The organism is Synechococcus sp. RedBA-s (genome assembly GCF_024345495.1).
GTDB lineage: Bacteria > Cyanobacteriota > Cyanobacteriia > PCC-6307 > Cyanobiaceae > Regnicoccus_A.
The window spans coordinates 1-17010 of record NZ_JAGQBF010000021.1 but is presented as its reverse complement, the minus strand read 5'-3'; the positions used below and the strand labels follow the sequence as shown (position 1 = coordinate 17010).

Below are 17010 nucleotides of genomic sequence, written 5' to 3'. Positions count from 1 at the left end.
ACCGGTCCGAGATGTCGGCTTCCACTCACGCCTCCCCCAGTTTTCCCCAGGCCATGGAGATCGCCGCGGCCTGGCTGGGCCACTGGCAGAACGGCGAACTCAGCGATGAGGTGCTGGCCGATCGGGTGGGGGAGCTGGTGGCCAGCCTCGATGGCGCCCGCGGTTTCTTTGTGGTGTCTCTCACCAGCGACGCCCCGCTGATGGATCGCCTGCCGGAATGCCTGGTACTGAGCCTGCGCCAGGCCGGTGATGGGGTGGTGGATCTCAGCGCCCGCAACCTGGCCATGAGCACGGCGATGGCCCTGCATCACCAGCGCTCCGGTGATGAGGGTCAACGCTCAGGCTCCGAGCGGGTGGCTCGGAGGTGCACTGAACTGCTGCGTCTGCTGGAGCCACTGGCGGTGAAACAGCGTCTGGAGCTGTTGCTGGCCGGTGCGGAGGGCTCCGGAGAGGATGTGGCCTTCCTGGATCGCTGGGGCTACGACGAAGCCCAGCGTCAGGCCATCCGCTCAGCTGTGCTGGCGGTGGCTGACGACTGAGCCGGATCGGTTGCTGTGATGCGGCTGAAATCGCTTCAGTCGCTCACTCGCTCACTCGCGACGGCCGCCGCCGTTGAGGGCGATGATCAGCCGCAGGATGAAGATGAACAGGTTGATGTAGGTGAGGTACATGCCCAGAGCGCCGGCCAGGTACTGGTCGTCGTTGTAGGTGCGGGGCATGGTGTAGAAGTCGAGGAAGGCGGCTCCCACGAACAGCACGGTGCCGAAGCCAGCGATCAGGAGCTCAAAGCCGCTTCCACCGAAGCCGGGGATGAAGATGCCGCCCACGAGCTGGACCACCATGGCGATGATCAGGCCGAGGATGCCTAGACCCACCACACCGGCGAGGGCCTGACCGATCGAGTCGCTCATGCGACGTCCCACCACAGAGGCCACCACGAAGGTGATGCCGGTGGCCAGGGCCGCGGTGCCGATCGCGCCGATGCCGGCGGTGCCGATCGCCATCGCGACGATGCCGCTGAGGGTGAAGCCGGTGATCAGGCTGTAGACCGCCAGGATCGGCAGGGCCGTGCCGTTGTTGCCCTTCATCGCCACGTTCTGGGCGACGAAGAAGAGGATGAAGTTGCCGATCAGCGCCACCCAGAAAAGCGGCATGAACAGCGGGGTGCCGACCATTGAGAGGCCACCGACCACGCCGGCGGCGGTGAGCACCATGCCGCCACCCACGTAGGGCAGTGCCTTGTTGACCACGTTGGGGCCGATCAGCGCGCCCTGCTGGGCCTCGCGGATGGCTTCTTGGAAGTTGCTGCTGGCTGGCATGGGACCAGTGAATTCGATTGCCACCATCCTGCCAGTGACAGCGGGGTGGGAGTGTGCGGTTCTCCCTATCGTTGCCTGGTCGGTATTGCCGCATCGCGGCGGGCGTAGGCCTGAACCAGGCGCTGCACCAATGGGTGGCGCACCACATCGGCGGCGGTGAGGTGGCAGATGGCCACGCCCTCCACATCCGCCAGCACGCCGGCGGCCTCCACCAGGCCACTGAGCTGGTCGCGGGGCAGATCCGACTGGGTGGGATCCCCGGTGACCACCATGCGCGAGTTCTCCCCCAGCCGGGTGAGCACCATGCGCATCTGGGCGGGGGTGGTGTTCTGGGCCTCGTCGAGGATCACGAAGGCATCGGCCAGGGTGCGGCCGCGCATGTAGGCCAGCGGTGCCACCTCGATCACTCCTCGCTCCAGCAGAGCCGTGGTGCGCTCCGCCCCCAGCAGGCCATGCAGGGCGTCGTAGAGCGGGCGCAGGTAAGGGTCGACCTTCTGCTGCAGATCCCCGGGCAGGAAGCCCAGCCGTTCGCCGGCCTCCACCGCCGGCCGGGTGAGGATCAGGCGCTCCACCCGTCGCTCCTGGAGCATGCGCACGGCCTGAACAGTGGCCAGGAAGGTCTTGCCGGTGCCGGCTGGACCCAGGGCGAGGGTGAGATCGTGGCGTTCCATCGCCTCCACGTAGACCTTCTGGCGCACGGTGCGCGGGCGCAGCAGTTTGCCGCTCTGGCTGCGGGCCAGCACCTGCTGGGAGAGTTCGCGATGCTCGTTGCTGCGGCCGCTGTCGATGGCGGTGAGGGCGGTCTGCAGATCCACCGCGCCGATGGCCTGACCCTCCATCCAGAGGGGCCGCAACAGCTCCACCAGGGCCGAGGCCCGCTCCAGCTGGGGGGGGCTGCCCTGGATCACCAGCTGAAGACCCCGCAACACCAGGGAGGCTCCGGTGAGGGCCTCAAGGCGATGCAGGGTGGCTTCGGCCTCACCGGCGAGGGCAAGGGCGCCTTCCTGGTGGGGAAGGTCGATCGAAAAGCAGGGAAGCGTTTCAGCCCCAGCCATGGAGCGTCCGCTCAGGCACCGGCGCTGACGGCCTCGGCTTCGGGCTCGGCGGCGGCAGCAGCGGCTTCAGCCGCTTTGGCGGCGGCGGCCTCAGCAGCGGCCGCCGATTCAGCGGCAGCGGCCTTGGCGGCTTCCTTGACGGCGGCTTCACGGGCGGCAGCCTGCTTGGCCTTGCCGACGGTTTCACCAGGACGGATGGTCTTCTCGATCAGGCCGCCTTTCTCCAGCAGGGAGCGGACCGTGTCGGTGGGCTGGGCGCCCTGGCTCAGGCGCACCCGGATGGCTTCGGCATCCAGGCGGGTTTCCTTGGTGCGCGGGTTGTAGAAGCCCAGCTCCTCAAGCGGCAGACCATCCCGACGGGACGTGCTGTTGGTGGCCACCAGACGGAAACTCACTTCCCGCTTCTTGCCGAACCGCTTCAGGCGGAGCTTGATCATCGTGGCCTTGCCTTGCTGACTTGGTGGAGGGGGTGGGCGGAAAGTCCGCCTGGCGGTGAGATCACGCGCCAAACAACGACCTTACCTTGCCACCCATCAGAGCTGGCCGAACCCCTTGCGCTTCTTCGGGGGACGGCTGGCCTTGCGCGAGCCGCCGCCCCGCCCGGCGGCCGCCGGCATACCGGGCATTCCAGGCATGCCGGCGCCGCCCATGCCGGGGAAGCCCCCACCCAGGCCAGGAAATCCGCCGCCCATTCCCGGCATACCGGGCATCCCAGGCATGCCGCCACGGGTCATCTGCTGCATGAAGCCGCGCATCTTCTGGAAGTCGGCCAGCACCTTGTCGACATCGGCGGGACTGTGGCCGCTGCCCGCCGCGATCCGCCGCCGCCGGGAGGGCTGGGCCGCCAGCAGCTGGGGCTGCTCCCGCTCGGCCGCGGTCATCGAGCCGATCATCGCCTCGATCTTGCCCAGCTGCTCCTCCCCCTGCTTGAGCATGCCGTCGTCGATCTTGTTCATGCCTGGGATCAGCTTCATCAGGCCCCCCAGGGAGCCCATGCGCTTGATCATGCGCATCTGCTGCAGAAAGTCGGAGAAGTCGAAGGAGGCTTCCTGCAGCTTCTGCTGCATCTTGGCCACATCGGCCAGCTCCACCTCCTTGGAAGCCTTCTCCACCAGGGTGAGCACATCGCCCATGCCCAGGATGCGGCTGGCCATCCGCTCGGGGTGGAAGGGCTGCAGCGCCTCCACCTTTTCGCCGGTGCCGATGAACTTGATCGGGGCGCCGCTCACCTTGCGGATCGACAGGGCCGCCCCGCCGCGGGAGTCGCCGTCGAGCTTGGTAAGCACGGCGCCGGTGAGGCCCACCTGGGCGTGGAAGGCGCGGGTGAGTTCGGCCGCCTCCTGGCCGATCATCGAATCCACCACCAGCAGCACCTCATCGGGTGCCGCGGCCTGGCGGATCCGCACCATCTCCTCCATCATCGCGGCATCGATCTGGAGGCGTCCGGCGGTGTCCACCAGCACCGTGTCGAAGCCCTCCTCCTTCGCCTTGGCGATGCCGGCGGCGGCGATGTCTTCGGGTCTGGCGTCAGCTCCGAGGCTGAACACCTCCACGCCGATCTGGGCCCCCAGGGTCTGCAGCTGGTCGATGGCGGCCGGCCGATAGACATCGGCGGCCACCATCAGCGCCCGCTTGCCCTGTTCCTTGAGGTGCAGACCGAGCTTGGCGGTGGCGGTGGTCTTGCCGGCCCCCTGAAGGCCCGCCATCAGGATCACGGTGGGGGCCTGATCGGCCACCGCCAGCGGCGCGTTCTCGCCGCCCATCACCTCCACCAGGGCCTGGTGCACCAGCTGGATGAATTGCTGGTCGGGGCTGACGCCGCGCACAACCTCGGCGCCCACAGCCTGGGTGCGCACCTCCTCGATGAACCCCTTGACCACCTCCAGGCTCACATCGGCCTCGAGCAGGGCACGACGCACCTGCTTGAGGGCGCCCTCCACATTGCTTTCCGTGATCCGGTCCTGGCCCTTCAGGCTCTTGACCGCATCCTCAAAACGCTGGGAGAGCTCGTCGAACATGGCGGTGTGAAAGGGGTGACCCCTGGGGGGTTGATCGTTGAATCAAACCCTGACATAGGGTCAGGGGACTGTGCCGATCAGGGCTTGAACGCTCAGCGGCGGCTGCGGAAATCAGCGAGTTTCCAGGTTCCGCCATCAAGGGCAAACACATAGAGGTTGCGCAGCACAGCGCGGCTTCTGGGCTTGATCACCTTGGTGCCGGAGCGGAGCTCCTCGCTGTAGTCCAGCTGGACCTCGGCTTCGATCCGGCGTGGGCTCTGAGTGCTGAACCGGAACTGCTCAATCCTGGCCTGCACCTGTTGCTGCTCCCCCCGTGCCTTGAGGACCCTGGCCTGGGAGCGGAGGTCAGCCACCAGGGCCGGACGGGCCAGCTGATCGAGGTCAGCCGGGCTGGTGCGGCCGCCGAGGAGGTCCGCCTTGGCCGCCAACCAGCGCTCCAGCAGCAGGCGCACCTCTGCCTGACTGGGGCTGGCGCTGGTGAGCGGAGCAGCGGCGGCGGTGGGTGCCGCCTGCGGCGGGCGGGTGCTGACGGCGGGAGAAGGCGGCGGCGGTGCAGCCGGCCGGGGGCGCAACACCAGCCAGAGCCCGGCGATCAGGGCAGCCACGGCCGCCAGAGCCACTCCGGCCTTGGCCAGCGGCCGGCTGGCCCGGGGCCGTGGCACCCGCATCACAGCGTCGCTGGCGGGCTCTGGAGCTGAAGGGCTGAACAGCTCGACGGGATCTGGGGGGAGGGATTCCAGCTCGGGCATGGCCCAGGCCGCGCCGGTTGTGATGGCCGGCTCACCGGCGATCACCGCCGGCCCGGGCCCGGCAGCGCGGGCCTGGCGGCGATCCTGCTGATCGACAAAAGCCTGCACGTCGCGGTCGGCGAAGTAGGCCTCGAGGTCGGCATCCACCTCGATGTCCCGGTAACCGGGCAGCACGTCCCGGGCCAGCCAGTCGCGGCAGTAGGCGCAGAGTTGGGCGAGGGGTTCCATGGCTTGCTCCGCGGCCCAGGCTTTGAGCTCGGCCCCGGCACCGGAGTTGAAATGCTGTACGGCCGGCTCGATCTGACCCAGCAGCAGGTGGTGGCAGGCCAGCAGTGGCTGGATGCCGGGCTGGCCGGAGGCCTGCAGGCGCTTCTGGGCGGCGGCGATGCGTTCAGGCTTGCGCTGGGCGAAGCCCGAGGCGGTGAGGGCGTAGCTGGTGAGGAACTCCGCCGCCGCCGAGCCGCCTCGGGCCCAGCGGTCAAAGAGGTCGACCTGTTCCTGGGCGGTGAGGAACAGGCGGATCTGCTTGAAGAAGGCCTGGAAGTCGTCGCGGGGGAGGCTGGGATCGTCTTCCCCCTCCAGGCCACCCCGGCGCTGCACCAGACCCTCCAGCAGCTCCAGACCTTCGGCGCGTTCCTGGGTGGCGGTGAGCGGCCGACTGACCAGCCCCAGCACCCGGAAGGGCAGCAGCTCACGCAGGTCGTTGCTCAGCTGCAGCCGCTGCTCGGGCATCCGGCCCATCCGTTGCAGTTGCTGGATGGCTTGCTGTAGGAGCTGGGCGGCTCCCTCGTAATGGCGCTGGCCCTGCAGCTCTGCGGCGGCGGCGCGGCTGGCCAGGGCCGCCAGCAGGCAGAGGTCAGCTTCGCGGCCGCTGCCAAGGGCTGGGGCCTGGGGTGGCTGCAGGCAGGCCATGGTGGCTTCAAAGGTCTCCTGGGGCATGCCCGCCTCCAGCAGCAGCAGCAACCCACCGAGATCCTTCGATGGCGCCACATCCAGGCCGGCCGCCAGCCCTTCGCCCCCCTGCTCGATCTCCATCAGCTGAGCTTCGTAGGCCTGGCGGCGCTGGGAGTCGGAGAGCACGTCGGCGCTGGCCTCCAGCAGATCGGCCCGAGCCCGGATCGCCTCAAGGGTGAAGCCCTGATCCGGCACCTTCTCCAGGCGGTGCTGAAGGGTGCGCAACACGGTATGGGCGTCGGTCGCCGGGCTCACGCCCAGCAGACGGAAGTGGTCGATCGGCAGTTCCAACCCCTTCAGCTCACGGGCCCTGGATCGAGGGCATTAGAGCGAGTGTAGGCAGCGGCATCGGTTTTGACCTTTCCGGCCCGGCTCTCCCCCTACAGTCAGTCGCATCAGCCTCGACTCCCCTTGCCATGACTCAGGAGATCGCCGCCACGCTCCATTCCGCCGCCGACGGGGCTGAAGCAGCAGCAGCCGGCAGCCACGCCGAACGCCTGGCGGCGCTCTACCCGGCGGGCCTCGCCACGGTGAGCCGGGATGAGGGCTTCACCCTCTACCGCGACATGACCCTGGGGCGGCGCTTCGAGGACAAGTGCGCCGAGATGTACTACCGGGGCAAGATGTTTGGCTTCGTTCACCTCTACAACGGTCAGGAGGCCGTCTCCACCGGGGTGATCAAGGCCATGCGCACCCAGCACGACTGGTTCTGCAGCACCTACCGCGACCACGTGCATGCCCTCAGTGCCGGCGTGCCCGCCCGCGAGGTGATGAGCGAGCTGTTCGGCAAGGCCACCGGCTGCAGCAAGGGCCGCGGCGGCTCCATGCACCTGTTTTCCAAGGAGCACCATCTCCTCGGCGGCTATGCCTTCATCGGCGAGGGAATTCCGGTGGCCCTCGGCGCCGCCTTCACCAGCCGCTACAAGCGTGATGCCCTCGGTGAGGCCGACAGCGATGCCGTCACCGCCGCCTTTTTCGGCGATGGAACCTGCAACAACGGCCAGTTCTTTGAATGCCTGAACATGGCGGCGCTGTGGAAGTTGCCGATTCTGTTTGTCGTCGAGAACAACAAATGGGCAATCGGCATGTCCCACGATCGCGCCACCAGTGATCCGGAGATCTGGCGCAAGGCCGCCGCCTTCGGCATGGCGGGCGAAGAGGTGGACGGCATGGATGTCCTGGCGGTGCGCGCCGCGGCCCAGCGGGCGGTGGACCGTGCCCGGGCCGGTGAGGGTCCCACCCTGCTGGAATGCCTCACCTACCGCTTCCGTGGCCATTCCCTCGCCGACCCCGATGAGCTGCGCAGCGAAGTGGAGAAGGAGTTCTGGGCTAAGCGGGATCCGATCAAGGCCCTGGCCGCCCATCTCACCAGCCACGACCTGGCCAGCAACGAGGAGCTCAAGGCGATCGAGAAGGAGATTGATGCTGAGGTGGCCGACGCGGTGACGTTCGCTCTCGGGGCACCGGAACCAGATCCCAGCGAGCTCACCCGCTACATCTGGGCCGAAGACTGAGCCCGAGGCTCAGACTGAGAGCTGGCTGGGCAGCCGGCTCGTGAGGCTCCGCAGCTTGCCCAGGGCTTTGAGTTCCACCTGCCTCACCCGCTCGCGCGATACCTCCAGCAGGCGGCCGATCTCCGCGAGGGTGAGGCGTTCGTGCCCGTTGAGGCCGAAGCGCAGGTCAAGCACCTGTCGTTCCTGCTCGGTGAGGTAGCTGAGCCAGCGCTCCAGCTGCTCGTGGTGCATCCCTCGCTCCACCAGGTCGAGGGGCTCCTCGTGGCTGGTGTCGGCGATCAGATCCCCGAGGAAACTGCGTCCCTCCTCTCCGTTCACTGGAGCATCGAGGCTGGAGGTGGTCAACGACTGGCGCAGCAGTCCGTCGAGTTCCTGGATCGGGATCGCCATGGCTTCGGCGATCTCGCTGCGACTGGGCATGGCCCCGAGCTTGTGGGCCAGCTCCAGGCTGACGCGACGCACGGCGCTGAGGCGCTCGCTCAGATGCACAGGCAGACGGATCGTGCGCGACTGGCAGGCGATCGCGCGGGTCATGCTCTGGCGGATCCACCAGAAGGCATAGGTGGAGAACTTGTAGCCTCGGGTGGGATCGAACTTTTCCACGGCCCGCTCCAGGCCCAGCGAGCCCTCCTGGATCAGATCCAGCAGCTCCAGCCCCCTGCCCTGGTACTTCTTGGCAACGCTGACCACCAAACGCAGGTTGGCCTTCATCATCCGTTGCTTGGCGCGACGACCCAGGCGCAGCAGTTGTTTCTGGCGAACGCTGGGGGGATCCTCCAGGCCCGATTCCATCAGCTGCATCATCGACTGCACCTGATTGCCCAGTTCAATCTCCTCTGCAGGCGTGAGCAGAGGCACCCGCCCGATCGTGCCCAGATACCAGCTGATGGGATCGCTCCCCCGCCGCCGCTGTTCGCGGGGCTGAAGGGTGGAGGCTGTCATGAACAGGTCCGGAAGGTTTGATCAATGTCCGATGAATGGAGAAGATGGGGATGTTATTTCAACAACCTTTCAAGGTTGTGCGAGTAAAACGACACACTTAAGGCCCTAAGAATTGGCCCCATCTGAACAGCGCTGGCCCAGAGTTGCGGCCAGGGCCTGGGGTGTGACCTGACCCGGCCCCAGTCGCTCCCGGGCCGTCAGCCCCGCCTGGGCGTGGGCCAGGGCAGCGGCCGCCAGGGTGGAGGCCTCCCCAGCTGCGATCCCGGCCGCCACAGCCAGTGCCCCCCGTCCGGCCACGTATCCGGCCAGCACATCGCCGGCGCCGGCCCGGGCCGCTTCCGGCGCCGCCTCCAGCAGCTGCCAGCGTCTGCCGTCGGGGGCGGCAATCACGCTGCGGGCGCCCTTGAGCACCAGGGCGGCGCCACTGCGGGTGGCGGCACGGGCGGCGGCCTCCAGGGGCGGTTCGCCGGCCAGATCGGGGAACAGGCGGGCGAATTCACCGCCGTGGGGCGTCAGCCAGGTGGGACCCTGCCTCCCCTGCAGCCAGGTCATCGCCTCGCCGGCCACGCCGGCGGCCAGTTGGTTGAGGCCATCGGCATCGATCACCACCAGGCCCGTGAAGGTCTGCAGGGCCTGCCAGAGCGGTGGGCCGCCGGGCCCAGCGGCGAGGGCGGCAGCAAGCCCCAGTCCCGGGCCGACCAGCACGGCATCAAGGCGATCAAGGGCGCCTGTTTCCCCCGGAGCTGGCCCCAGCACCACATGGGGCAGCAGGCTCCAGAGCTGCCGGGCCACGGGGCGCGGCACCGCCGCCCGCAGGCTGCCGCAGCCACTGGCACTGGCCCCCAGCAGGCTGAGCAGGGCGGCGCCCGGATAGGCGGCACTGCCGCTCACCACCAGCAGGCGGCCGCGGCCGTATTTGGCGGCATGGGGCGCAGGCTCCAGGGCTGGAGCGCTCAGCTGATCCAGGCGACCCAGGCCAAGGGGTTGATCCAGCGGCAGTTGCCCCAGCAGGGCCGGCGGCAGCCCCAGGTCCAGCCGCACCAGGTCCCCCACCCAGGCCAGGGCTTCGTCCTGCACCAGTCCCTGCTTGAGCAGACCCAGGCAGTAGGTGCTGCGGGCGCGGGCGGCGCAGCTCCCCAGCAGCCGGCCGCTGTCGGCGCACAGGCCCGTGGGCGTGTCGATGGCCACCAGCTGATTGGGCCTCAGGCGAGCCCGCTCGGCCAGCAGGGCTTCGATCGCGGTGCCAGGCCGTCGCTGCTGGCCGATGCCGAAGAGCCCATCGATCCAGAGGGCGGCCTCGGCCGGATCGGGGCTGGTGCCCAGGCGCTCGATCCCCAGCCAGTGGGCATGGCGTAAGTGGGCCTCAGTGAGCGGTTTGTGGCGCTCGAAGGGGCTCCAGAGCCGTACCAGCACCCCTGCCAGGTGCAGTTCCCGGGCCACCACCAGGGCATCCCCGCCGTTGTGGCCGGGTCCCACCAGCACCAGTACCCCTCGGCGCAGGGGTTCGGGCTCATTCAGCAGGCGCCCACTGATGGCCAGGGCGGCCTTCTCCATCAGGGCTTCCACCGGCAGCCCGCTGGCGAACAGCTGCTGCTCCAGCTGGGCCATCTGCTCCGCGCGCACCAGCAGGTGGGCGGCATCCCGGCGGGGCCAGTGGATCGTGTCGCTGCTGCTCAAGGGGGCTCCGGTGCGGGTGAGGCAGGCGGGGCCCGCCGCTGGGGTCCCGGTCCCATGATGGGAACAACGCTCTGTTTCGTTCCTCCTGCGCCCCGGAGGCCTCCGGTTTTGACCACCACCGCCCCAGTTCCCAGCTCTGCTCCCATCTCCCTCGCCAGCCCCGTCACCGCTGCGGGGGCGGCGGCGCTGGAGCGCCTGCGTGCCTGGCCCGGAGAGCATCGGGTGGCCGTGGGCCTCTCCGGTGGGGTTGACAGTTCACTCACCGCTGCGCTGCTGGTGGCCGCCGGCTGGCAGGTGGAGGGTCTCACCCTCTGGTTGATGAGTGGCAAGGGAGCCTGTTGCGCCGAGGGGCTGGTGGATGCCGCCGGCCTCTGTGAACAGTTGGGGGTGCCCCACCATGTGGTTGACAGCCGCGAGCGCTTTCGCGAGCAGATCGTGGAGTTCCTCGTGCAGGGCTACGAGGGGGGCGTGACTCCCCTGCCCTGTTCCCGCTGCAATCGGGAGGTGAAATTCACGCCGATGCTGGAGTGGGCCGAGTCCGAACTGGGGATCGGCCGCATCGCCACCGGCCACTACGCCCGGGTGCGCCTGGCTGACGCCGCTGGCTCCAGCGCAGCCGCCGGCCGTCACCAGCTGCTGCGGGGCCTCGATGCCCACAAGGACCAGAGCTATTTCCTCTACGACCTGCCCCAGGCGGTGCTGGCGCGGTTGGTGTTCCCCCTCGGTGAACTCACCAAGCCCGACACCCGGCTGGAAGCTGAAGCCCTCGGCCTGCGCACCGCCCGGAAACCCGAGAGCCAGGACCTCTGCCTGGCCGATCACCACGGCTCGATGAAGGCCTTCCTCGATGCCTACCTGCCGCCCCGTCAGGGACAGATCGTGCTGGTCGACGGAACGCTGGTGGGGGAGCACGACGGTATCGAGCATTTCACCATCGGCCAGCGCAAGGGCCTTGGGGTGGCCTGGAGCGAACCCCTGCACGTGGTGCGCCTCGATGGGGCGATGAACCGGGTGGTGGTGGCCCCCCGCACCGAGGCGGCCCGCAGCGGTTGCGTGGTGGGTGCGATCAACTGGATTTCGATTCCACCGCCCACTGGCCCCCTGGAGCTGGAGGTTCAGGTGCGTTACCGCAGCGCGCCGGTGGCTGCCCAGCTGCTGCCCCTGGAGCCCACGGCTGCCGATGCAGCCGCAGGCCGCCCCCATCGCGCCCGGCTGAGCTTCCACGAGGAGCAGTTCTCGATCACCCCGGGTCAGGCGGCGGTGTTCTATGCAGGCGACGTGGTGCTGGGCGGCGGCCTGATCCAGGCCCACCCGTCTGATCCGGCTCAGCCCTAGGGGCCGCTCACCAGTAGGGATCGCTGGCCAGCTCCACCCGCAGGTCGCCGCTGCGGGCAGCGGGCACCGTGGCGATGCAGGCCCGCACCACCCGGCCGTTCACTTCGATCTCGCAGGCGCCGCAGCTACCCCCGAGGCAGCCGGTGGGGATCGCCTGGCCGGCGGCGGCGGCGGCCTGAAGCCAGTCGCTGCCTGGGGGCACCGGGGTGCTGCGGCCATTGGGCCAGTGCACCATCACCGGCGTGGCAGCGCGCTTCATGGCCGCTCCAGCAGCGGGGCGAGGTTGACGTGGGCCTCGAAGGCCTCGGCGAGGCGATCGAGCAGGGCTTCCCGCTGCTGGCTGTGGTGCGGTTGCTGCTCCCCCAGGGGGTTGAGGCCGCGGCGGTGGCGCAACTGGTTCAGCCAGCGCCGCCGCCAGGGACCCGAGTCGAACACCCCGTGCAGGTAGGTGCCGGCCACCACGGCGCCCTTGGGCCCGGCCATCCACCAGCCCAGACCAGGGAGCTGGGCGATGGGCAGGCACTGCTGCGGCTCCAGGCAGGTGCTCCGGCCCCGGTGCAACTCGAAGCCCTCCAGGGCCAGGCTGCTGCCCGGTGGCCAGAGGGCCGGGGCACTCACCTGCTGGGTGGCCTTGTCGTGGTCGTAGTGGGTGAGGAGGGGCAGCAGCCCCAGCCCGGCGTGCTCGCCGCTGGCGCCGCCTCCTTCAAGGCTGCCTTCAAGACTGCCTTCAAGACCGTGGGGATCCAGCAGGCTCTGGCCCAGCATCTGCAGGCCGCCGCAGAGGCCGAAGAGATGGCCGCCGCCAGCCAGATGCCGCCGTAGCTCCTCGCCCAGTCCGCTGACACGCAGGGCCTGCAGATCCCGCAGGGTCTGCTTGCTCCCGGGGATGATCACGGCATCGGGGCTGCCGAGGGGCTCCCCGGGGCGCACCCAGCGAAGCCGAACACTGGGTTCGGCTTCGAGGGGATCGAGATCGGAGAAATTGCTGATCGAGGGCAGGCGCAGCACCGCGATCTCCAGTTCGGCGTCGGCTTTACGCGCCTTGCGCTCCAGCAGGTCGAGGGAATCCTCCGGGGGAAAGAGTTCATCGAGCCAGGGCATCACCCCCAGCACCGGCAGGCCGGTGTGGCGCTCCAGCCAGCTGCGGCCCTCGTCGAAGAGCTCCCGGCGCCCGCGGAAGCGGTTGATCAGGATGCCGCGGATCAACGGCCGCTCCACCGGCCGCAGCAGGGCCAGGGTGCCCACGATCTGCGCGAAGACTCCCCCCCGCTCGATGTCGGCCACCAGCAGGCAACGGGCCCGCAGGAACTGGGCCAGGCGCAGGTTGGTGAGATCCCGCGACTGCAGGTTCACCTCCACTGGGCTGCCGGCCCCCTCCAGCACCAGCCGCCCACCTGGATGGCTGGTCTGCAGATCGCTCAGGCCCTGGCGGATCGCTGCCCAGCCCGGACGGAACCAGTCGCGGTAGTAGTGCTCGGCGCGGCACACCCCCACGGAGCGCCCCAGGTGAATCACCTCGCTGGTGCTGTCGCCCTGGGGTTTGAGCAGCACGGGATTCATCGCCACCGCCGGCTCCAGGCCCGCCGCCCAGGCCTGGAGGGCCTGGCTGTAGGCCATCTCGCCGCCAGAGCCATCCACCCAGGCGTTGAGGCTCATGTTCTGACCCTTGAAGGGCAGGGGCGTCTCGCCGCGCCGCAGCAGCACCCGACAGAGGGCTGCTGCCATCAGCGACTTGCCCGCGCCGCTGCTGGTTCCCAGCACCATCAGCGGCTTCACAGGCGCGGCCAGCGGCGGCGCAGCCCATGGCGGATCCGCTCCAGCAGGGAAGCCCTTGGGATCTCCCCGCTCCAGCGCTCCAGCAGCTCCCGGCCCATCGGCGTCAGCCGCACCCGCTCGGTCAGTCCCTGGCCATCCACCTCCCGGCGCAGCACCCCCACCCGGATCAGCCAGATGAAGTGGTCTTCAGCCCGGTCGCTGCTCAGGGGAGCGAAGCTGAACTGCTCCCGGTCGACACGTCGGTGCAGCTCCTCGCTGCTGATCGCCTCGCCGCTGAGCAGCCCATAGAAGGCCCGCCGGAAGGGGAGGCAACGCAGGGCACTGGCCGCCCGCTCCAGCGAGCGGGGATCGTTGAGGGTGCTGGTGGGGGAGCCTGGGGTCGGGCCATGCATGTGCCGATTCTCCTGGATCAGTGCGCTCTCTGGTGGGGACGAAACGGCTGGGTCTCCCTGCGGGGGAGGAGGATCGTTGTGGTCTTGCCAAGGCCAGGAGGTCAGGGTCCATGTCGCAAGCCCCACTGGTGCTGGCCTCTGCCTCGCCGGCACGACGCCGGTTGCTGGAGCAGGCGGGCATCCCCCACCGGGTGCAGGTGAGCGGCGTCGATGAGGAGGCCTGGCGGGATCCAGATCCACTCCAGCTGGTGCAGGCGTTGGCACGGGCCAAAGCCGAGGCGGTGGGGCATGAGCTGGTCTTGCCGGAGGGCGAGGATGTGTGTGGCGTGCTTGGCTGCGACTCCCTGTTTGTGCTCGACGGGGCCGTTTTCGGCAAGCCCCGTGATGCCGAGGAAGCCACCAGTCGCTGGCGGCGCATGGCCGGCTCATGGGGGGAACTGCACACCGGCCACTGCCTGCTGCCCGTGGGGGACACCCTCGGGGAGCCAGGCCACTTCCCGTCCGATCTCCTGGTGGCCACGGTCACGACCCGCGTCAGGTTCGCGGATCTCAGCGAGGCGGAGATCGCCGCCTACGTGGCCAGCGGAGAGCCGCTCAACTGTGCGGGCGGGTTCGCGTTGGAGGGCCGCGGCGGGTTACTGGTGGAGCAGATCGAGGGTTGCTTCAGCAATGTGATCGGGTTGAGTCTGCCCCTGTTGCGCCGTTGGTTGTCGGGCTGAATCTGCATCAGCGGAACAGGTTGTTGAACAGATCCTGCAGGACCTGGCCGGTTGGATTCTGCGTGGGAGGATAATTCTGAGGGTAGTCCTGGGGATATCCCTGCTGTGGATAATCCTGTTGCGGATAGCCCTGCTGATCTGTCTGCTGATTGCCCGCTCCGGCGGCTAGCTGCAGGTCGGCCCAATTGAATACCACTTCATTGCCACTCCTGGTGTAACGCACAGGCCATATTCTTGTACCGTCACGAAGTACGAGTTCTCCCTGCCGGTTGTAGAAGGCAAACTTCTGTCCATCCTGAAACTCTACGGAATAGGCCGTCCCATTCGCTGTGTTTCGCCGCCTGAGACTGCAGTTGCCGTTGAAGAGTCGTCGCCCGCGCTGGGAGAGTTGGCAAACGCTCGCCTGCTCGTTCTGCTTCCAGTTGTTGTTCCCCCACTGATTCCCTGCTTTCCAGTCGCTGCCGAACAACTGACGACTCAAGCGAGTGCTCACGTTGGTTTTCTTCCAGCCGTCATCCCAGCAGATCTGGCGCCGGAGATCGCAGACCTCCCCACCACTGAGTTGAAATTCCCTGGGGATCTGTCGTCCGGAGAACTGGCGCTGCAAGTTCTGCTCGGCGCGCCGGTCGAAATAGCGACGGGTCAGTGGCAAGGACACCCCGTTGCTGTCGTAGCAGATGCGAACCGTCCGGTCGCAGATCACTCCGCTGCTGGGAAAGTCAAGGGAGCGGGACTGGGCCAGTGCTGGTATCGGCAAAGCGACTGCCGGCATGCACAGCGCCATTGCGGCCAGCCATGCCGCCGAGCGGCGCTGGTGATGAAGGAACGTGTGTGTGGCAGTCATGGCGTGGCTCAGTGAGCTCAGTGGGACAGCATGTTCAACCGTCTTCAACGTAGGCAGGGTGGATGCAGCGGATGCATCCAGAATCCTTCACCGTTGCGCTGAGGGATGACAAGGTCTTTCGACCATGAAAAAACCCCCGCATTCGCGGGGGTTGGAGACGTCTCAAAGCGATCAGGTTCTGCGAACGGGTCAGTCGAGATCGGGCATGGCCAGGGTGGGCTCGGCCTGACGGTCGATGCCCTTCTCGAAACCGGCGGCGGCGGCGCGGGCGCGACCGGCGTGCCAGAGGTGACCCACCAGGAAGAAGAAGGCGAGCACGAACTGGGTGGCAGAAAGCCACTGACGCACGTTCACGAAGTTCACCGAATTGGGCTCGGTGATGATGCCGCCCACGGAGTTGAGGGAGGCATTGGGAGCGTGGGTCATGTATTCAGCCGCGCGGCGCACTTGCCAGGGCTGAATGTCGTTCTGGAGCTTGTCGAGGCTGAGGCCGTTGGGGCCACGCAGGGGCTCCAGCCAGGGACCACGGAAGTCCCAGAAGCGCATGGTTTCACCACCGAAAATGATCTCGCCGGTGGGGGAGCGCATCAGGTACTTGCCTAGGCCAGTGGGGCCCATGGCGGAACCGATGTTGGCGCCGAGGCGCTGGTCACGCACCAGGAAGGTGAAGCTCTGGGCCTGGGAGGACTCGGCGTTGGTGGGGCCGTAGAACTCGGAGGGGTAGGCGGTGTTGTTGAACCAGATGAAGGCCGAGGCGATGAAGCTCATGAAGCTCAGGGCGCCGAGGCTGTAGCTCAGGTAAGCCTCACCATTCCAGATGAAGGCACGACGCACCCAGCCGAAGGGCTTGGTGATCACGTGCCAGATGCCACCGAAGATGCAGATCAGGCCGAGCCAGATGTGACCGCCGATGATGTCTTCCATCGAGTTCACCCCGATGATCCAGCCCTCGCCACCGAAGGGTGCCGCGGTGAGGTAGCCGAAGATGACGCCGGGGCTGAGTGTGGGGTTGGTGATGATGCGCACATCACCGCCACCTGGCGCCCAGGTGTCATAGACACCGCCGAAGAACATCGCCTTGAACACCAGCAGCAGGCAACCCACACCCAGAAGGATGAGGTGGTAGCCGATGATGTTGGTCATCTGGTTCTTGTCGCGCCAGTCCTGGGAGAAGAACGAGGAGTAGTTCTCCAGAATTTCAGGACCACGCAGGGCGTGATAGAGGCCGCCGAGACCAAGAACAGCTGAGCTGATCAGGTGCAGCACACCGACCACGAAGAACGGGTAGAGGCTGGTGACCTCACCGCCGGGGCCGACGCCGTAGCCGAGGGTGGCCACGTGCGGGAACAGGATCAGACCCTGCTCATACATGGGCTTGTCGAAGCTGAAGTGGCTCACTTCGAACAGCATCATCGCTCCGGCCCAGAAGACCATCAGACCGGCGTGGGCCACGTGGGCGCCCAGCAGACGGCCGGAGAGGTTGATCAGGCGGGCGTTACCGGCCCACCAGGCATAACCGGTGGAGTCGAGGTCTTTGCCCCCGACAGCCACCATGGATGAATTAAAGGGCGTTTCCACGGGGCAGGACCTCTTCAGGGAAGACGAAGTTTTCATGCGGCTGGTCGGCCGGTGCCATCCAGGCACGCAGACCTTCATTGAGAAGAATGTTCTTCGTGTAGAAGGTCTCGAATTCAGGGTCCTCAGCGGCGCGGATCT

16 protein-coding genes and 1 pseudogene are annotated in these 17010 nt (G+C 67.8%); 4 read left to right on the top strand and 13 right to left on the bottom strand.

Annotation, left to right across the window (positions count from 1 at the left end):
• Positions 1–11 precede the first annotated feature (11 nt).
• Positions 12–539 carry a hypothetical protein gene (locus KBY67_RS09915; RefSeq protein ID WP_255110867.1) on the top strand — a complete coding sequence of 176 codons (528 nt, stop codon included), beginning with the start codon at positions 12–14 and terminating at the stop codon, positions 537–539.
• A gap of 51 nt (positions 540–590) precedes the next feature.
• Here KBY67_RS09915 and KBY67_RS09910 read toward each other — a convergent pair whose 3' ends face one another.
• The 5 genes from KBY67_RS09910 to KBY67_RS09890 form a co-directional block, all read right to left on the bottom strand.
• Positions 591–1319, bottom strand: a complete 729-nt coding sequence (locus tag KBY67_RS09910; RefSeq protein ID WP_255110866.1) for a Bax inhibitor-1 family protein — start codon at positions 1317–1319, stop codon at positions 591–593.
• Between the two features lie 65 nt (positions 1320–1384).
• Positions 1385–2374 carry a PhoH family protein gene (locus tag KBY67_RS09905; protein WP_255110865.1) on the bottom strand — a complete coding sequence of 330 codons (990 nt, stop codon included), beginning with the start codon at positions 2372–2374 and terminating at the stop codon, positions 1385–1387.
• A gap of 11 nt (positions 2375–2385) precedes the next feature.
• Positions 2386–2811, bottom strand: a complete 426-nt coding sequence (rpsP, locus tag KBY67_RS09900; RefSeq protein WP_255110864.1) for a 30S ribosomal protein S16 — start codon at positions 2809–2811, stop codon at positions 2386–2388.
• Positions 2812–2907: 96 nt separating this feature from the next.
• Positions 2908–4392 carry a signal recognition particle protein gene (gene ffh / locus KBY67_RS09895; RefSeq protein WP_255110863.1) on the bottom strand — a complete coding sequence of 495 codons (1485 nt, stop codon included), beginning with the start codon at positions 4390–4392 and terminating at the stop codon, positions 2908–2910.
• A 92-nt stretch (positions 4393–4484) separates the two neighbouring features.
• Positions 4485–6386, bottom strand: a complete 1902-nt coding sequence (locus KBY67_RS09890; RefSeq protein ID WP_255110862.1) for an ARC6/PARC6 family protein — start codon at positions 6384–6386, stop codon at positions 4485–4487.
• Positions 6387–6511: 125 nt separating this feature from the next.
• Between KBY67_RS09890 and pdhA the strand changes: the two genes are divergently transcribed.
• Positions 6512–7609 carry a pyruvate dehydrogenase (acetyl-transferring) E1 component subunit alpha gene (pdhA, locus tag KBY67_RS09885; RefSeq protein WP_255110861.1) on the top strand — a complete coding sequence of 366 codons (1098 nt, stop codon included), beginning with the start codon at positions 6512–6514 and terminating at the stop codon, positions 7607–7609.
• A gap of 9 nt (positions 7610–7618) precedes the next feature.
• Here pdhA and KBY67_RS09880 read toward each other — a convergent pair whose 3' ends face one another.
• Both KBY67_RS09880 and KBY67_RS09875 read right to left on the bottom strand, forming a co-directional pair.
• On the bottom strand, positions 7619–8551 hold the full coding sequence (locus KBY67_RS09880; RefSeq protein ID WP_255110860.1) for a sigma-70 family RNA polymerase sigma factor: 933 nt from the start codon (positions 8549–8551) through the stop codon (positions 7619–7621).
• A gap of 105 nt (positions 8552–8656) precedes the next feature.
• Positions 8657–10228, bottom strand: coding sequence for an NAD(P)H-hydrate dehydratase (locus KBY67_RS09875; RefSeq protein ID WP_255110859.1), 1572 nt, complete (start codon positions 10226–10228; stop codon positions 8657–8659).
• A 144-nt stretch (positions 10229–10372) separates the two neighbouring features.
• On the opposite strand from KBY67_RS09875, the gene mnmA reads away from it, so the two are divergent.
• Entirely contained in the window at positions 10373–11563 is a 1191-nt protein-coding gene (gene mnmA, locus KBY67_RS09870) for a tRNA 2-thiouridine(34) synthase MnmA (RefSeq protein WP_255110903.1), read from the top strand.
• A gap of 7 nt (positions 11564–11570) precedes the next feature.
• On the opposite strand, the gene KBY67_RS09865 is transcribed toward mnmA, so the two are convergent.
• From KBY67_RS09865 to KBY67_RS09855, 3 genes are read right to left on the bottom strand one after another with little or no spacing between them, the layout of a single operon-like run.
• Complete coding sequence (locus KBY67_RS09865; RefSeq protein ID WP_255110858.1) at positions 11571–11822, bottom strand: 2Fe-2S iron-sulfur cluster-binding protein; 252 nt, start codon at positions 11820–11822, stop codon at positions 11571–11573.
• Positions 11819–13327 carry a cobyric acid synthase gene (locus KBY67_RS09860; protein ID WP_255110857.1) on the bottom strand — a complete coding sequence of 503 codons (1509 nt, stop codon included), beginning with the start codon at positions 13325–13327 and terminating at the stop codon, positions 11819–11821. The genes KBY67_RS09865 and KBY67_RS09860 overlap by 4 nt, the downstream gene beginning before the upstream one ends.
• A gap of 8 nt (positions 13328–13335) precedes the next feature.
• On the bottom strand, positions 13336–13731 hold the full coding sequence (locus KBY67_RS09855; protein WP_255110856.1) for an Npun_F0494 family protein: 396 nt from the start codon (positions 13729–13731) through the stop codon (positions 13336–13338).
• 110 nt (positions 13732–13841) lie between these two features.
• Here KBY67_RS09855 and KBY67_RS09850 point away from each other — a divergent pair, with 110 nt between their 5' ends.
• Positions 13842–14450, top strand: coding sequence for a nucleoside triphosphate pyrophosphatase (locus KBY67_RS09850; RefSeq protein ID WP_255110855.1), 609 nt, complete (start codon positions 13842–13844; stop codon positions 14448–14450).
• A 7-nt stretch (positions 14451–14457) separates the two neighbouring features.
• On the opposite strand, the gene KBY67_RS09845 is transcribed toward KBY67_RS09850, so the two are convergent.
• From KBY67_RS09845 to KBY67_RS09835, 3 genes and pseudogenes are all read right to left on the bottom strand, one after another.
• The gene (locus tag KBY67_RS09845) at positions 14458–15294 is read right to left on the bottom strand and encodes a YcgJ family protein (RefSeq protein ID WP_255110854.1); all 837 of its coding nucleotides are present in this window, start codon (positions 15292–15294) and stop codon (positions 14458–14460) included.
• A 189-nt stretch (positions 15295–15483) separates the two neighbouring features.
• Positions 15484–16848 carry a photosystem II reaction center protein CP43 gene (gene psbC / locus KBY67_RS09840; RefSeq protein WP_255110853.1) on the bottom strand — a complete coding sequence of 455 codons (1365 nt, stop codon included), beginning with the start codon at positions 16846–16848 and terminating at the stop codon, positions 15484–15486.
• A gap of 7 nt (positions 16849–16855) precedes the next feature.
• Positions 16856–17010 (bottom strand): annotated as a pseudogene (locus KBY67_RS09835) (photosystem II D2 protein (photosystem q(a) protein)); the annotation flags it as partial.

Excerpts from the sequence above, each read along its gene's own strand:
- KBY67_RS09915 (WP_255110867.1), top strand. The coding sequence starts at position 12 with ATGTCGGCTTCCACTCACGCCTCCCCCAGTTTTCCCCAGGCCATGGAG.
- KBY67_RS09910 (WP_255110866.1), bottom strand. The coding sequence starts at position 1,319 with ATGCCAGCCAGCAGCAACTTCCAAGAAGCCATCCGCGAGGCCCAGCAG.
- KBY67_RS09905 (WP_255110865.1), bottom strand. The coding sequence starts at position 2,374 with ATGGCTGGGGCTGAAACGCTTCCCTGCTTTTCGATCGACCTTCCCCAC.
- rpsP (WP_255110864.1), bottom strand. The coding sequence starts at position 2,811 with ATGATCAAGCTCCGCCTGAAGCGGTTCGGCAAGAAGCGGGAAGTGAGT.
- ffh (WP_255110863.1), bottom strand. The coding sequence starts at position 4,392 with ATGTTCGACGAGCTCTCCCAGCGTTTTGAGGATGCGGTCAAGAGCCTG.
- pdhA (WP_255110861.1), top strand. The coding sequence starts at position 6,512 with ATGACTCAGGAGATCGCCGCCACGCTCCATTCCGCCGCCGACGGGGCT.
- KBY67_RS09880 (WP_255110860.1), bottom strand. The coding sequence starts at position 8,551 with ATGACAGCCTCCACCCTTCAGCCCCGCGAACAGCGGCGGCGGGGGAGC.
- KBY67_RS09865 (WP_255110858.1), bottom strand. The coding sequence starts at position 11,822 with ATGAAGCGCGCTGCCACGCCGGTGATGGTGCACTGGCCCAATGGCCGC.
- KBY67_RS09860 (WP_255110857.1), bottom strand. The coding sequence starts at position 13,327 with ATGGTGCTGGGAACCAGCAGCGGCGCGGGCAAGTCGCTGATGGCAGCA.
- KBY67_RS09855 (WP_255110856.1), bottom strand. The coding sequence starts at position 13,731 with ATGCATGGCCCGACCCCAGGCTCCCCCACCAGCACCCTCAACGATCCC.
- KBY67_RS09850 (WP_255110855.1), top strand. The coding sequence starts at position 13,842 with ATGTCGCAAGCCCCACTGGTGCTGGCCTCTGCCTCGCCGGCACGACGC.
- KBY67_RS09845 (WP_255110854.1), bottom strand. The coding sequence starts at position 15,294 with ATGACTGCCACACACACGTTCCTTCATCACCAGCGCCGCTCGGCGGCA.
- psbC (WP_255110853.1), bottom strand. The coding sequence starts at position 16,848 with ATGGTGGCTGTCGGGGGCAAAGACCTCGACTCCACCGGTTATGCCTGG.